Raw genomic sequence first — 14718 nt, 5'->3', positions numbered from 1 at the left:
TGTCTTATAAAAAGGACAGGAGTAGAATAAGTGATGAAAAGACGAATTTCCTTATGAAAGCGCTTTTCTACCAAAATGCGCCAACGTTTGATTGGCAAACAAAAGGGGGGATTTGGATGGCGAATCATCGTGATTTCGTGGGGCGTAAAATACACTCACTGCTCGGCGTCATTCCAATCGGGTTATTTTTACTTTCTCATTTTACGACGAACTATTTCATCGTTCGTGGGGAGGAAGACTTTAATAAGGCTGCGGAAGTCGTGGGGAGCGTTCCGTATCGGTTGTTCTTGGAAGTGTTTGTCATCTTCATTCCAATCATCCTGCACGGTATCTACGGTGTTTACATCGCATTTACAGGTTCCGCGAACACAGGTCGTTATACATACTTCCGGAACTGGATGTATGTGCTACAACGCTTTTCAGGTATTTTCCTCGTCGTGTTCATCACATGGCACGTTTGGGAAACACGGATTGCAGCAGCAATGGGTACGGCAGTTGATGCGAGTATGATGCAAAATATCGTCGATAACGGATTCATGCTTGCCTTCTACATCGTCGGAATTTTAGCGACGACGTTCCACTTGGCGAATGGTCTCTGGACGTTCTGCATCACATGGGGAATCACACAATCACCCGCTTCTCAAAAAGCGATGTCTTATGTGGCAGCCCTCGTATTCATCGGATTATCGTTTGTAGGCGTACGCTCGATCTTGACGTTTGCAGGCGTGTTGTAAGGAAAGGGGAACTAACAACATGGCGAATAAGAATCTTGTCATCATCGGTGGAGGACTCGCCGGTTTGATGGCTACGATAAAAGCAGCAGAACAAGGTGTACCCGTTAAATTATTTTCACTTGTGCCCGTCAAACGTTCACACTCCGTTTGTGCGCAGGGGGGGATCAACGGGGCCGTCAACACGAAAGGGGAAGGTGACTCACCTTACCAACATTTGGACGATACGGTATATGGCGGCGATTTCTTAGCCAACCAACCACCCGTTCAAAAGATGACGGAAGCAGCACCGAAAATCATCCACATGTTCGACCGGATGGGTGTCATGTTCAACCGGACACCGGAGGGATTGCTTGATTTCCGTCGTTTCGGAGGAACATTACATCACCGGACGGCTTATGCCGGTGCGACGACAGGTCAACAATTGTTGTATGCACTCGACGAACAGGTCCGTAAGTTCGAAGCGCAAGGTTTGGTAGAAAAATATGAAGGATGGGAATTCCTTCGTGCAATCATCGATGAAGAAGGTATTTGTCGCGGTGCGGTATGTCAAAACTTACGTTCGATGGAAATCGAAGCGTTCGCAGCTGACTCAGTCATTTTAGCAACAGGCGGTCCGGGGGTTATCTTCGGAAAATCAACAAACTCGGTGATCAACACAGGGCAGGCGGCGGCAGCTGTCTACCGTCAAGGTGCCATTTATGCGAACGGCGAGTTTATTCAGATTCACCCGACAGCGATTCCGGGGGATGACAAACTGCGTCTCATGAGCGAATCAGCACGTGGTGAAGGCGGACGCGTCTGGACGTATAAAGACGGCAAGCCATGGTACTTCCTGGAAGAAAAATATCCGGCTTACGGAAATCTTGTGCCACGTGATATCGCGACGCGCGAAATCTTTGATGTTTGTGTCAATCAGAAGCTTGGTGTCAACGGGGAAAACATGGTCTACCTTGACCTTTCCCACAAAGATGCAAAAGAACTGGACGTCAAACTGGGTGGGATTCTTGAAATCTACGAAAAATTCGTCGGAGATGATCCACGAAAAGTACCGATGAAAATCTTCCCGGCAGTCCATTACTCAATGGGTGGATTATGGGTCGATTATGATCAAATGACGAACATCCCGGGCTTATTTGCATCCGGTGAGTGTGATTACTCGATGCATGGCGGTAACCGTCTAGGGGCGAACTCATTATTGTCTGCCGTATACGGCGGAATGGTCGCTGGACCGGCAGCCATCGCTTACATGAACGATCTCGATCAGTCTGTCCATGAAATGCCGGAAGAAGTCGTCGAAGCACATAAGATTGCAGAAATCAACCGTTTCAACGACATCCTCGCGATGGAAGGTACGGAAAATGCGTATCAAATTCACCGTGAACTCGGTGAAGTCATGACGGATAATGTCACGGTTGTCCGTTACAATGACAAACTCGAGCAAACGCTTGAGAAAATCAAGGAACTCCGTGACCGCTTCACACGTATTTCGGCAACGGATACAGCACGTTGGAGCAACCAGGGCGCATCATTCATCCGTCAACTCGATCATATGCTTGATCTTGCGGAAGCGATTACGCTTGGAGCCCTGAAACGGGACGAGAGCCGTGGTGCCCATTACAAACCGGACTTCCCGGAACGTGATGACGAACGGTTCTTGAAAACAACGATGGCCCGTTATACGAACGGTCATCCGGAAATCTATTACGAAGAAGTCGATACATCATTGATTCCACCACGTAAGCGCGACTACAGCAAGAAGTCGAAGAAAGAGGTGAAGGCATAATGGCGACACCACTCGAACAGAAAACGAATCAAAAGCCGGTTCAATTCATCGTCCAACGTCAAGATGGACCAGATGGTAAAGCATATGATGAAGCATTTGAAGTCCCTTACCGCCCGAACATGAACGTCATTTCGGCCTTGATGGAGATTCGTCGTAATCCGGTCAATGCAGCCGGAGAAAAAACGACACCAATCAACTGGGATATGGGCTGTCTCGAAGAAGTATGTGGCGCGTGTTCAATGGTTATCAACGGAACGCCCCGTCAATCATGTACAGCACTTGTCGACAAGCTCGAGCAACCGATTCGTCTTCAACCGATGCAGACGTTCCCGATTGTCCGTGACCTTCAGGTCGACCGTCAACGGATGTTTGATGCTTTGAAGAAAGTCAAAGCTTGGGTACCGATCGACGGTACGTATGATTTAGGTCCGGGACCACGGATGCCGGAAAACAAACGCCAGTGGGCATATGAACTTTCGAAATGTATGACATGCGGTGTCTGTCTGGAGGCGTGTCCGAACGTCAATGACCGGTCGAACTTCATCGGACCGGCAGCGCTTTCGCAAGTCCGTCTCTTCAACTCGCATCCAACCGGTGCGTTCCACAAAGAAGAGCGTCTTGAAGCTTTGATGGAAGACGGCGGAATCATGCAGTGTGGAAACGCACAAAACTGTGTTGAAGTGTGTCCGAAAGGGATTCCACTGACAACATCAATCGCGGCAATGAACCGTCAGACGACATTGCACTCATTCAAGAAATTCTTCGGAAGTGACGAAGGACGTACGGGTGAAGCAGTTAGTCATTAATACAAAAACGTAAAATTAAAGAAGGGGCGATGCTCCTTCTTTTTATAGTTTAAGGAGGAAATGATTGTGCGTGTACCTAGTTATATCAATGATTTAGATCCGTGGTTGGAACAGATGAAACACGGGACGCGACTTGATGTCGCGGTCCGGTTCGCTGAAACCGACGCTTACGGTCATATGAATAATCGGGTTCCCTTCGTTTATTTCGAAGATGTCCGGACTCTGATGCTAGAAGAAACGGGCTACTCGCTTGCTGACGACGGCATCGTCGTCGTCGCGGATGCACAGTGTAACTACATCCGACAAGTCTATCCGCGGGCCCGTCTTGCCGTCTACGCCTATCCTGTACAGGTCGGTACGGCTTCGTGTGATGTGCATTACGCAGCGTTCAGCGAACAAGAGGAATTGATGTTTACAGGACGGACCTCGATGGTTCAGATTGATCGTTCCGGGAATGCCTTTCCATGGAATGAAGCATATAAAAATTCCTTGCAGAATCGATTCGAATCCGTTATCATTTGATAATGAGTTCACATATTCGAAAACGACTCACTAGTACGTTATTAGTGGAGGGAGATTTCTTAATCATGGAAAAAACATTCAAAGTCATCGCGGATTCAGGCATTCATGCTCGTCCGGCAACACAACTCGTCAACACAGCTTCTAAATTCCAATCAGACATCAACTTGGAATACAACGGAAAGACTGTAAACCTCAAGTCGATCATGGGTGTTCTTTCACTCGGAATCGCAAAAGACTCAGACATCAAAATCGTTGCAAACGGTGACGATGCTTCTGAAGCTATCACGACTCTTTCAGATATGCTGACAAGCGAAGGTCTTGCTCAGTAATCCTTTATCGTACATTCTTGGACGCCGGTCTTGCACCGTCGTCCTTTTTTGTTACCATATGAGATGAGAGGAAAGTGAGGGGAAATCGTGAATAGATCAATTGGAGTATTAGATTCTGGGGTTGGTGGATTGACGGTCGCACGTGAATTGATGCGTCAGCTGCCCCATGAACAAATCATATATGTCGGAGATACGTTACGGTGTCCGTATGGTCCCCGGCCGGAAGAAGAAATTCGTCAATTTACGTGGGAGATGATTGATTTTCTTGTCGCCCAAGATGTGAAATTGATTGTCATCGCCTGCAATACGGCGACAGCCGTCGTCCTGAAGGAAGCCCGGCAAAAGTTGTCGATTCCAATCATCGGTGTCATCGATCCGGGTGCACGGGCTGCGGTTAAAGTCACACGTTCGAAACGAATCGGTGTCATCGGTACGAAAATGACGATTGAAAGTAACTCGTATGAAAAAGCATTACGTCATGTCGAGGGACAAGTCGTCGTCGAGTCGTTGGCCTGCCCACCGTTCGTCCCGCTTGTTGAATCATCCCAGACAAGTGGACCGTATGTGGAACGTGTCGTTGCGAACACTTTAAAACCCTTGCTTTCGTACGATATGGATACACTGATTTTAGGGTGTACACATTATCCGCTGCTTGCAGAAGTCATTGGACGAGTCATCGGACCAGACGTCCAGCTGATTTCTTCGGGAGACGAAACCGCACTTGAAGTAAGTGCTTTGCTTGATTATAACGGCATCACATCAGCACACGATACCGTTCCGGAGCATGTCTATCATGCGACCGGTGATACACGCTCTTTTGAACGAATCGCCAGTGACTGGTTAAATCAACCGGTCCAGGCAAAACGGTTAGTGTTAGGAACGGAGGAAGAAAAATGCGTTTAGATCGAAGAGCACAAGCAGACATGCGAACGATTCAGTTCGAGACGGGTGTCAATAAACACGCAGAAGGATCGGTGCTGATATCGGTTGGTGATACACGGGTCTTATGTACAGCGACGGTCGAAGAAAAAGTACCGCCCTTCCTGCGTGGGAAACGACACGGATGGATCAATGCCGAATATGCGATGTTACCGCGGGCGACAGCACAACGGACAGGCCGGGAATCCGTTCGAGGCAAGCAGACAGGACGGACGATGGAAATTCAGCGATTGATCAGCCGGGCATTGCGGTCTGTCGTCAATCTTGAGAAATTAGGCGAACGGACGGTTTGGATTGATTGTGATGTTCTTCAAGCAGATGGAGGAACCCGGACAGCGGCCATTACAGGTGGTTTCCTGGCGCTCGTCTTAGCGGTTGACGGATTGATTCAAAGCGGTAAGCTGACAGATACACCAATCAAAGAAGGAATTGCAGCAGTATCGGTCGGGAAAGTCGGGACGGAGTTATTGCTTGATCTTTGTTATGAAGAAGACGCAGCGGCAGATGTCGACTTGAATCTCGTCATGACATCGTCCGGAAAAATCGTCGAACTGCAAGCGACAGGAGAAGAAGCAACCTTTTCTCGCAAAGAAATGCTCGATATGCTCGAACTTGGGGAAAAGGGTATTGAAGAACTCCTCCATGCGGCGGAACAATCGTTAGGCGCCTCGTGGTGGTATGTCGGGGAAGAGGTGGAGCACGGATGAAAATTATCGTAGCAACGAGAAATCCCGGAAAAGTCGGTGAGTTTCAGGCGATGCTTGGAAGACTCGGATACGACGTTGAATCCTTACTGGATTATGAGACGGCGCCTGAGACCGAAGAGACCGGATCGACATTTGAAGAAAATGCGGAATTGAAATCCAAAGAGGCAGCGGCCTATTTTGGTCATGCCGTACTGTCGGACGACTCCGGGCTTGAAGTGGATGCGTTAGACGGAGCACCGGGTGTCTACTCGGCCCGTTTTGCAGGAGAGGACAAGTCAGATGCTGCTAATAACGCGTTGCTGTTAGAAAAGTTAGCGGACATACCGGCAGAACAGCGAACAGCCCGATTTGTCTGTGCTTTGTCACTGGCAAAACCGTCGGGTGAAACATTGACTGTCCGTGGGACGATGGAAGGACGGATTGGATTTGAATTAAAAGGAACAAACGGTTTTGGTTATGATCCATTGTTTATTATTCCGCCTTTAAATCAGACGGCGGCCGAATTAACGAAAAGTGAAAAGGCGGCCATCAGTCATCGTGGACAAGCGTTGCGAAAACTTGAAGCGACATTAACTACTTTTTTGGGAGAGTGATTTTAAATGAAAGCGTTAATCGTAAGTGACAGCCATGGTCTCGATCAGGAACTATTGACGATATTCAACCGCCACCAAGAAGCAGATGTTGCCTTTCATTGCGGTGATTCCCAACTGACAAGAGATGCCGAATCGTTATACCCCTATCGTGTTGTGAAAGGGAACTGTGATTATGGGAATGATTTTCCGGACGACGTCGTTGAAGAGCTAGGACCGTTTCGTGTCTTATGTGTCCACGGTCATCGGCAGGACGTCAAGTACAGTCTTGATCAATTGGTTCACCATGCCGATCAGAAAGCGGCAGCAATCGTTTTATACGGTCATTCGCATGTCGCGAAAGCCGAACAGCGGGACGGGAAATTATTTATCAATCCGGGCTCGATTCGGATGCCACGTCATCGCCCGGAAAAGACATATGCCTTGTTGACGGTAGAAAATAATCAATTTACGGTTGATTTTTATGATTTGACAGGCGAAAGAATCAATGCCCTGTATCTCGAGGGAGTGCTTTAAAAAGAGTTTTTGCGAATGTGATTGACACGAAAGAATTGTTTTAGTATAGTTTATTCGTGTTGACACGTCTCAATAGCTCAGCTGGATAGAGCAACGCCCTTCTAAGGCGTCGGTCGGGGGTTCGAATCCCTCTTGGGACACTATAATTAAAATAGAGGCTTCCCTTATGAGGGAGGTCTCTTTTTTTTATCCCTTTTTTCGGGTATACTTAAGGTATCATGAACTTGAAAGGGATGATAAGGATGTTAAAGAGAATGAGTGGAATCCTCGTATTGACAGTGGCTTTAGCCGGCTGTAGCGAGGTTACGGATACAGTGGATAATGCAAAACAGCAAGTGACAGACGTAAAGAATAGTGTCGATTATGCAGGACAATTGCAAGACATTGCCAAGGATACGTCGCAAGTGACATCTGAGTTATCGACAAAGCTCGATCAAGCAGCGACGGAAGCACGTGATGCGGCGAATCCGGAACAAGCCCTGGATCAGCAAATCGAACAATTAAAAAATGATGGAACGGTCCAACAGTTGAACGAAGAATTGAACCAGATTGATGAACGGCTTGCAAACTTAGACAGTCCGCCAGCAGAACTGAAGAACTTAAGTGAAAAACTTGAGCAGTACGTGAATCAATCGGAAGACATCACACGGTTATTGGAAACGGATGTTTCCTTGGATACACTTAACAAAATGGGAATCGAACAGGCGGGGCAATTACAAGAGGCTATCTCGAACTGGACGTCTTTGCTTGATCCGTTCACAAAGTAAGACAGATATGAAAAAGGTGGGATGACTGTGAATCAGTCGCAATCACGTTGGATGGAACAACCCTTGGAAGACGAACGCAAGCGGCTTGCCAGATTGAGCCAAGACGAGTTGGCAGCTGAGCTCGTGCAATTGGAGGACTGGAAAACAGAAGAAGACGTTCTCTATGTACTCTACACGATTCAGGAAGCTTTTTTGACAACTGAACATGGTGTGGAAGCTTATTTACAAGTGGCAGATCCTTTTCTGGATGTAGACGGTGTCGAACAACTCATCGCGCTGTTCATGTATGAAAAGGGAGAGCGGTATTCGTTTAACGTGGCCTTACGAACTGCCTCTCCCTATCTTCCTTATGGTCTTGCATTAAAATTAGACGAAATGGCCCAATCGCTTTCGCGTAAGAAGGGGAATGCGCGACAAACGGATGATTCCTCCTATGTGAAGATCCGTGAAACATCACCTATGCACGCAGATGAAGGTGAGTGGGTCGAGCTTTACCGGCTCGGGACGATGGAGGAACAGTTTCGTTCGATCGGACAAATCGATTTAAGAACGAATCCTTCTTTCGTCCACTATATCGTTCATGACTACCTCACGGGAGAAGATGTCAAAGAACAGAGTGTTCTCGTCATTCAGGCGTTACTTCCACAACTGCCTCAGAATGTGGATCTATTTCCGGTGCAGATATACATTCCGTCCATCCGGGTAGAGCATGTCTTTGAAGATCCGGATCAACTCAACAGACATGTGGCGAGACAGGCGATGGAACTACAGGCTTTTAGTGATGAGACGTTTAAGTTAAAACGAATGGATCCGTTCAAGGCACTGTTGTTCATGAATTGGTATCAAATCGTCTTTCCAAATGAAACACTGAAGGGGGACGACGGCTGGCAGAAGTGGTTGGATGCGGTCGATGAATTGACTGAACTCGATTTCATTTCGGAATCACCACCATCCGACTTGAGTGAACAAGCTGAAAAGATTTATCAGGCTGTTCATTTCGTGTTACCGGAAGGGAAACAGTATGAGCAGGCATTACTTCTCTAATTCAAGAGAATGCCTTGTTCAACAGTGGTAATCCTCAGAACGATTGTGCTATAATGTGACTTGTTGTACACACACGTACGCTAATTGACATTTTTGGAGGGACTCAGCATGACTGCAAAATGGGAAAAACAATCAGGTAGCCTCGGCGTTCTCACGTATGAAGCGCCTGCTGAAGCATTTGATAAAGCGGTAGACCAAGCGTTCAAAAAAGTCGTTAAGACATTGAACACACCAGGTTTCCGTAAAGGAAAAATGCCACGCGCAATGTTTAACAAAATGTACGGCGAAGAAGCACTTTACCAAGATGCACTTGATATCTTATATCAAGACACAATCGAAGGTGCTGTCGTCGAATCTGGAATCGAGCCAATCGCGCTTGATAACATTGACGTTGAAACACTCGAAAAAGGAAAACCAGTTGAGTTCAAAATCACATTCGTGATTGAGCCGGACGCAACACTCGGTGAGTACAAAGGCCTTGAGTACACAGCAGTCGAAACAGACGTTACAGACGAAGATGTCGATGCTGAACTCAAAACAATGCAAGAACGCGGTGCAGAGCTCGTCGTTAAAGAAGACGGCGCGATCGAAAATGGCGATACAGTCGTATTCGACTTCGCAGGTTTCGATGGTGAAAACCAATTCGACGGCGGTACTGCAGAAAACTACTCACTCGTCATCGGGTCTGGAAACTTCATCCCAGGATTTGAAGAGCAGATGGTTGGTCTTAAATCAGGCGAGCAAAAAGATATCGACGTCACGTTCCCAGAAGAGTACCATGAAGCATCACTCGCTGGAAAACCAGTCGTATTCAAAGTAACAATCCACGAAATCAAAGCACAAGAACTTCCTGAATTGACAGATGAGTTCGCTAAAGAAATGGACGAAGAAGTTTCTTCTCTTGATGAGTTGAAAACAAAAATTCGTACACGTCTTGAAAACACACGCAAACAAGAAGCTGATGCTTCCATGCGTGATGAGTTGGTTGAAGCTGCGACTAAAAACGCAACAGTTGATCTTCCAGAAGTCATGGTTGAAAACGAAGTTGAACGTATGGTCCAAGAATTCACACAACGCATTCAGTCACAAGGAATTGACCTTAACATGTACTTCCAGTTAACTGGAACGACTGAAGAGGCGATGCGCACTGAAATGAAAGAACAAGCAGAAGAGCGCGTTAAAGCTCGTCTCGTTCTTAAACAGATCGTTGCAGATGAAAAAATCGAAGTCACTGAAGAAGAAGCGCAAGCTGAACTTCAATCGATGTCTGAACTCTACAACATTCCTGCAGATCAACTCGAAACGATGCTTGCACCACAAGGCGGATTGGATACACTTAAAGGTGATCTTCAGTTCCGTAAAGCAATCGACGTTCTCGTTGACAACGCAAAAGCAAAATAAGCAAACAACCGAACAGGATCGACTTCAAGACCAATTTCTGGTCTTGAAGTCGATTTTTTTGTACGATAGGTCAAACAAGGACAAACAAAATTATATTTTTCAAATCAAACTGTAAAACGCTCATCCAAGATTTGAAAGAGTTTCCTTGTTCATGCTACAATCATAAATAGTAAAACGTGAGAATAGATGCGAAACGGATCTATCCAAATTCCACGTTAAAGGGGTGGACCTTTATGTTTAAATTTAACGAAGAAAAAGGTCAGCTAAAATGTTCTTTCTGCGGAAAGACACAAGAACAAGTGCGCAAACTTGTTGCTGGACCTGGCGTATACATTTGCGATGAATGTATCGAACTCTGTAATGAGATCGTCGAAGAAGAGCTTGGTACAGAAGAAGAAGTCGAACTGAAGAACGTACCAAAACCGCATGAAATCCGTGCGACTTTAAATGACTATGTCATCGGACAGGAAAAAGCAAAAAAATCGTTATCTGTCGCGATGTACAATCATTATAAACGGATCAATGCTGGTGGACGTGCTGACGACGTGGAATTGTCTAAATCGAACATCGTCATGATTGGACCGACTGGTAGTGGTAAGACACTCCTCGCACAAACGATGGCCCGTATTCTGAATGTTCCGTTCGCAATCGCGGATGCAACAAGTCTGACGGAAGCCGGATATGTGGGGGAAGATGTTGAGAACATTCTCTTAAAACTCATTCAAGCTGCTGACTATGATGTCGAAAAAGCAGAAAAAGGTATCATCTACATCGATGAAATCGATAAAATTGCCCGTAAATCTGAGAATCCGTCGATTACACGTGATGTCTCAGGTGAAGGTGTACAACAAGCGCTTCTGAAAATCTTAGAAGGTACAGTTGCGAGCGTTCCGCCACAAGGTGGCCGGAAACATCCGCATCAAGAATTCATTCAAATCGATACGACGAACATCTTGTTCATTGTCGGTGGTGCCTTTGACGGAATCGATCAATCGATTAAACGTCGTCTTGGTAAAAAGGTCATCGGATTCGGAAACGATTCTGAGAACCGTAACCTGACACAAAAAGAAATCCTTGCGGCTGCTTTACCGGAAGATTTGCAGAAATTCGGATTGATTCCGGAATTCATCGGACGTTTACCTGTCATGGCGACACTTGAGCCACTTGACGAAGAAGCGCTCGTTCAAATCTTAACAAAACCGAAAAATGCACTCGTCAAACAATACAAAAAAATGCTTCAACTGGATGATGTCGAACTCGACTTCACAGATGATGCACTCGTTGAGATTGCGAAACTTGCAATTGAACGGAAAACAGGAGCACGTGGTCTTCGTTCAATCATTGAAGAAACGATGCTTGATATCATGTTTGAGATTCCATCGCGTGAAGATATTGCGAAAGTCATCATCACAGCGGAAACGTTGACTGGAAAACGCGGTCCAACGCTCGAGTTGAAAGATGGCACAATTGAACATGGTAAAGAAAAAGAAACGGCGTAACACCGTGACAAATCGGCTCGGAGGCTACTTGTACGCCTTTCCGAGTCTTTTTGTTTAGGAGGAGATTTTTGATGAAGACAAAACAATATCCATTATTGCCACTACGTGGTGTCGTCGCATACCCATTAATCGGCCTGACGATTGATGTCGGGCGTCCTGTCTCGCTAAAAGCATTACTGGCGTCGAAAGAACATGAAATTGATCTGGTCGTCGTTACGCAACGTGATCCGGAAGCAGAACCGTCTGTTGACGGCCTGCATACGATCGGTACACTTGTTCAGATTGCAAAAATGAGTGAGCTTGGAAACGATACGGTCCGCGTGCGGGTCATCGGTAAAGAACGTGTCCGGATTGATCAAGTAACGGAAACGGACGAAGGGTACCAAGCAAACATTGAACCGATTGAAAAAGCAGACATCAAAGGGGCGAAGCAGGAAGCGCTCGTCCGTCTGATCAAGGAACAGTTCGGGCAATTGGTATCACGCATCAAAGGAATCGGGACGGACGAACGACGTCGTTTTGAAACATATGAACGACTCGACTCGTTGACGGATTACATCGCGTCGAAATTGCCGATCGACATCGCGAAAAAACAGGAATTCCTCGAAGAAAACGATCCGGTTGAACGCGGGGTCATGCTGCTTGATGTCATGAAACATGAATATGAAGTCGTCGAACTGGAACGCGAAATGCGGGAACGGACGAAAAAGACGATTGAACAGTCGCAACGTGAATACTATCTTCGTGAACAACTGAAGACGATTCAACAGGAACTTGGTGGAGAAGCAGTCTCCGCTGAAAGTGACGCCGTGAAGTATAAAGAAAAACTGGCAATGCTTGATTTGTCGGAAACGGCAGTCATCAATATCGAAAAAGAGATTAATCGTCTTTCCGTCGTGCCGGCAACGAGTCCGGAACACGGTGTGATCCGAAACTATCTCGAATGGTTCTTTTCCCTTCCGTGGAACGAAGCGACCGACGACTTCCTGAATGTCGAAGCCGCATCGGAACAGTTGGATGAAGATCATTACGGTCTCGAGAAAGTAAAAGAACGGATTTTGGAATACTTGGCAGTCCGCCAGTTGACAGATTCGTTACGCGGTCCGATTTTATGCCTGGCCGGTCCTCCGGGAGTAGGGAAGACCTCACTCGCCCGTTCAATTGCTACAGCGCTCGAGCGCAAATTCGTACGTGTCTCGCTTGGTGGAGTCCGTGATGAAGCCGAGATCCGAGGACACCGCCGGACCTATATCGGAGCCATGCCCGGCCGCATCATTCGCGGCTTGAAACAAGCCGGAACAAACAACCCGGTCTTCCTGCTCGATGAAATCGATAAGATGGCAAACGATTTCCGGGGCGATCCGTCTTCAGCGATGCTTGAAGTGCTGGATCCGGAACAAAACAACAGTTTTTCCGATCACTATATCGAAGAACCGTTTGATTTATCAAACGTCCTGTTCATTGCGACCGCAAATGATGTTTCAAATATTCCGGGGCCACTGCTTGACCGGATGGAACTGATTCAAATCGGCGGCTATACGGAACAGGAAAAAACAGAGATTGCCATCCGGCATTTATTGTCAAAACAATTAAAAGAGCACGGCCTGAAAAAAAGTCAACTGACGGTTAAACCGGATGCCTTACAAGAGGTCGTGCGGCGGTATACACGAGAAGCTGGTGTGCGGAGTTTAGAGCGTGTCATCGGTGCGTTATGCCGAAAAGCGGCGAAACAAATCGCGATGGGCGAAAAGAAACGGGTCACGGTCACAAAACGTAATTTACCTGACTTTTTAGGTAAACCGATTTACCGTTACGGTCAAAGTGAACTCGAAGATACGATTGGCGCGGTGACCGGTTTAGCGTATACTGCATTTGGGGGCGATACACTGACGATTGAAGTGAGTCTCGCTCCAGGTAAAGGAAAATTGCAGTTAACAGGGAAATTGGGAGACGTCATGCAGGAGTCGGCTCAAACGGCGCACAGTTTTGTTCGGGCGAATGCGGAAGCGTTTAAGATTGATCCGAATTTTTATGAGACACAAGACATCCACATTCACGTTCCGGAAGGCGCAGTCCCGAAAGACGGTCCTTCGGCAGGAATTACGATCGCGACAGCATTGATTTCCGCCTTGACGAAACGTCCGGTGCGGCGAGATGTCGGGATGACCGGAGAGATTACATTACGGGGACGGGTCTTGCCGATTGGTGGTCTGAAAGAGAAGTCACTCGCCGCTCATCGTGCGGGTCTGACGACGATTTTGATGCCGCAAGACAATACACGTGATATCGATGACATTCCTGAAACGGTCCGGGACGGCATTCGCTTCATACCGGTCGCGACAATGGATCAAGTGCTCGAACATGCATTAAAAGGAGAGTAACATGAAAATTTATAAAGCAGATTTTATTACGAGTGGTGTCAATCCGGAACATTATCCGGAACCACTCCTTCCAGAGGTGGCACTCGCCGGACGTTCGAACGTCGGAAAGTCGTCGTTCATCAACAAACTTGTTCAGCGAAAAGCACTCGCCCGCACATCATCAAAACCGGGTAAAACACAGACGTTAAACTTCTTCAATATTAATGATGAAGTCATGTTTGTCGATGTACCCGGTTATGGATATGCGAAAGTTTCAAAAACCGAGCGTGAGGCATGGGGCAAGATGATGGAAAAGTATTTCACGACACGTGAAATCTTAAAAGGGGTAGTCCTCCTCGTCGATATCCGCCATGAACCTTCAGCAGATGATGTCATCATGTATGATTTCTTGAAATACTACGATTTATCGGTCATCGTCGTAGCGACGAAACTCGATAAAATCAAGCGTGGTCAACGGGATAAACAGATTGCGGCGATTAAACGGAAATTACAGTTTGACGGGCAAGACACATTTATTCCCTTTTCTTCGGAAACCGGTGAAGGTGTCGACGCAGCATGGGAAGCCATCTACCGTCACTTATAATGCAAATGAGTCGAAGCGACTGCCTAACGGTAGTCGTTTCTTTTTTTTTATCCAAAATATACCTTTCAGAAATAAGCAGTTCCCATATATGCGATAGATTGTTTTCACGTTACAATA

15 protein-coding genes and 1 tRNA gene are annotated in these 14718 nt (G+C 46.8%); all 16 read left to right on the top strand.

Features of this window, described 5'->3' with window-relative positions; translation table 11 throughout:
• The first annotated feature begins 116 nt into the window (after nucleotides 1-116).
• The 16 genes from AC3IRK_RS11335 to yihA all read left to right on the top strand — a co-directional run bounded on the left by AC3IRK_RS11335 (nucleotide 117) and on the right by yihA (nucleotide 14601).
• The gene (locus AC3IRK_RS11335) at nucleotides 117-734 is read left to right on the top strand and encodes a succinate dehydrogenase cytochrome b558 subunit (RefSeq protein WP_114595289.1); all 618 of its coding nucleotides are present in this window, start codon (nucleotides 117-119) and stop codon (nucleotides 732-734) included.
• Nucleotides 735-753: 19 nt separating this feature from the next.
• A complete protein-coding gene (gene sdhA / locus AC3IRK_RS11330; RefSeq protein WP_012371026.1) occupies nucleotides 754-2517 on the top strand; it encodes a succinate dehydrogenase flavoprotein subunit in 1764 nt (587 codons plus the stop codon).
• Nucleotides 2517-3323: a succinate dehydrogenase iron-sulfur subunit gene (sdhB, locus tag AC3IRK_RS11325; RefSeq protein WP_114595290.1), complete on the top strand. Its 807-nt coding sequence runs from the start codon at nucleotides 2517-2519 to the stop codon at nucleotides 3321-3323. The genes sdhA and sdhB overlap by 1 nt, the downstream gene beginning before the upstream one ends.
• 66 nt (nucleotides 3324-3389) lie before the next feature.
• Complete coding sequence (locus AC3IRK_RS11320; protein WP_131502762.1) at nucleotides 3390-3845, top strand: acyl-CoA thioesterase; 456 nt, start codon at nucleotides 3390-3392, stop codon at nucleotides 3843-3845.
• 65 nt (nucleotides 3846-3910) lie between these two features.
• Nucleotides 3911-4174, top strand: coding sequence for a phosphocarrier protein HPr (locus AC3IRK_RS11315; RefSeq protein ID WP_012371023.1), 264 nt, complete (start codon nucleotides 3911-3913; stop codon nucleotides 4172-4174).
• An 87-nt stretch (nucleotides 4175-4261) separates the two neighbouring features.
• Nucleotides 4262-5077, top strand: coding sequence for a glutamate racemase (gene racE, locus AC3IRK_RS11310; RefSeq protein WP_188004578.1), 816 nt, complete (start codon nucleotides 4262-4264; stop codon nucleotides 5075-5077).
• Nucleotides 5068-5820 carry a ribonuclease PH gene (rph, locus tag AC3IRK_RS11305; RefSeq protein WP_131502760.1) on the top strand — a complete coding sequence of 251 codons (753 nt, stop codon included), beginning with the start codon at nucleotides 5068-5070 and terminating at the stop codon, nucleotides 5818-5820. Before racE ends, rph begins: the two co-directional genes overlap by 10 nt.
• Nucleotides 5817-6413 (top strand): XTP/dITP diphosphatase, encoded by a 597-nt coding sequence (locus AC3IRK_RS11300; protein ID WP_489169979.1) that lies wholly within the window; start codon nucleotides 5817-5819, stop codon nucleotides 6411-6413. The genes rph and AC3IRK_RS11300 overlap by 4 nt, the downstream gene beginning before the upstream one ends.
• Nucleotides 6414-6419: 6 nt before the next feature.
• The gene (locus tag AC3IRK_RS11295) at nucleotides 6420-6926 is read left to right on the top strand and encodes a metallophosphoesterase family protein (protein WP_489169977.1); all 507 of its coding nucleotides are present in this window, start codon (nucleotides 6420-6422) and stop codon (nucleotides 6924-6926) included.
• A gap of 66 nt (nucleotides 6927-6992) precedes the next feature.
• Nucleotides 6993-7066 (top strand) — tRNA-Arg (locus tag AC3IRK_RS11290).
• A gap of 114 nt (nucleotides 7067-7180) precedes the next feature.
• On the top strand, nucleotides 7181-7693 hold the full coding sequence (locus AC3IRK_RS11285) for a hypothetical protein (protein ID WP_251138592.1): 513 nt from the start codon (nucleotides 7181-7183) through the stop codon (nucleotides 7691-7693).
• A gap of 21 nt (nucleotides 7694-7714) precedes the next feature.
• Entirely contained in the window at nucleotides 7715-8737 is a 1023-nt protein-coding gene (locus AC3IRK_RS11280; protein WP_131972416.1) for a hypothetical protein, read from the top strand.
• Between the two features lie 108 nt (nucleotides 8738-8845).
• Nucleotides 8846-10138 (top strand): trigger factor, encoded by a 1293-nt coding sequence (gene tig, locus AC3IRK_RS11275; RefSeq protein ID WP_012371016.1) that lies wholly within the window; start codon nucleotides 8846-8848, stop codon nucleotides 10136-10138.
• A 233-nt stretch (nucleotides 10139-10371) separates the two neighbouring features.
• A complete protein-coding gene (gene clpX / locus AC3IRK_RS11270) occupies nucleotides 10372-11637 on the top strand; it encodes an ATP-dependent protease ATP-binding subunit ClpX (protein WP_026827787.1) in 1266 nt (421 codons plus the stop codon).
• Between the two features lie 71 nt (nucleotides 11638-11708).
• On the top strand, nucleotides 11709-14018 hold the full coding sequence (gene lon / locus AC3IRK_RS11265) for an endopeptidase La (RefSeq protein ID WP_489169976.1): 2310 nt from the start codon (nucleotides 11709-11711) through the stop codon (nucleotides 14016-14018).
• Between the two features lies 1 nt (nucleotide 14019).
• Nucleotides 14020-14601: a ribosome biogenesis GTP-binding protein YihA/YsxC gene (gene yihA, locus AC3IRK_RS11260; RefSeq protein ID WP_012371013.1), complete on the top strand. Its 582-nt coding sequence runs from the start codon at nucleotides 14020-14022 to the stop codon at nucleotides 14599-14601.
• The last annotated feature ends 117 nt before the right edge of the window (nucleotides 14602-14718 follow it).

Source organism: Exiguobacterium sp. GL_137, assembly GCF_057834585.1.
The sequence above is the reverse complement of the archived record's forward strand: the minus strand, read 5'-3'. Positions and strand labels throughout refer to the sequence as shown.

What these genes read in the sequence shown, in the direction of transcription:
- AC3IRK_RS11335 (WP_114595289.1), top strand. Translation starts at nt 117, where the DNA reads ATGGCGAATCATCGTGATTTCGTGGGGCGTAAAATACACTCACTGCTC.
- sdhA (WP_012371026.1), top strand. Translation starts at nt 754, where the DNA reads ATGGCGAATAAGAATCTTGTCATCATCGGTGGAGGACTCGCCGGTTTG.
- sdhB (WP_114595290.1), top strand. Translation starts at nt 2,517, where the DNA reads ATGGCGACACCACTCGAACAGAAAACGAATCAAAAGCCGGTTCAATTC.
- AC3IRK_RS11315 (WP_012371023.1), top strand. Translation starts at nt 3,911, where the DNA reads ATGGAAAAAACATTCAAAGTCATCGCGGATTCAGGCATTCATGCTCGT.
- rph (WP_131502760.1), top strand. Translation starts at nt 5,068, where the DNA reads ATGCGTTTAGATCGAAGAGCACAAGCAGACATGCGAACGATTCAGTTC.
- AC3IRK_RS11300 (WP_489169979.1), top strand. Translation starts at nt 5,817, where the DNA reads ATGAAAATTATCGTAGCAACGAGAAATCCCGGAAAAGTCGGTGAGTTT.
- AC3IRK_RS11295 (WP_489169977.1), top strand. Translation starts at nt 6,420, where the DNA reads ATGAAAGCGTTAATCGTAAGTGACAGCCATGGTCTCGATCAGGAACTA.
- AC3IRK_RS11285 (WP_251138592.1), top strand. Translation starts at nt 7,181, where the DNA reads ATGAGTGGAATCCTCGTATTGACAGTGGCTTTAGCCGGCTGTAGCGAG.
- AC3IRK_RS11280 (WP_131972416.1), top strand. Translation starts at nt 7,715, where the DNA reads ATGACTGTGAATCAGTCGCAATCACGTTGGATGGAACAACCCTTGGAA.
- tig (WP_012371016.1), top strand. Translation starts at nt 8,846, where the DNA reads ATGACTGCAAAATGGGAAAAACAATCAGGTAGCCTCGGCGTTCTCACG.
- clpX (WP_026827787.1), top strand. Translation starts at nt 10,372, where the DNA reads ATGTTTAAATTTAACGAAGAAAAAGGTCAGCTAAAATGTTCTTTCTGC.
- lon (WP_489169976.1), top strand. Translation starts at nt 11,709, where the DNA reads ATGAAGACAAAACAATATCCATTATTGCCACTACGTGGTGTCGTCGCA.
- yihA (WP_012371013.1), top strand. Translation starts at nt 14,020, where the DNA reads ATGAAAATTTATAAAGCAGATTTTATTACGAGTGGTGTCAATCCGGAA.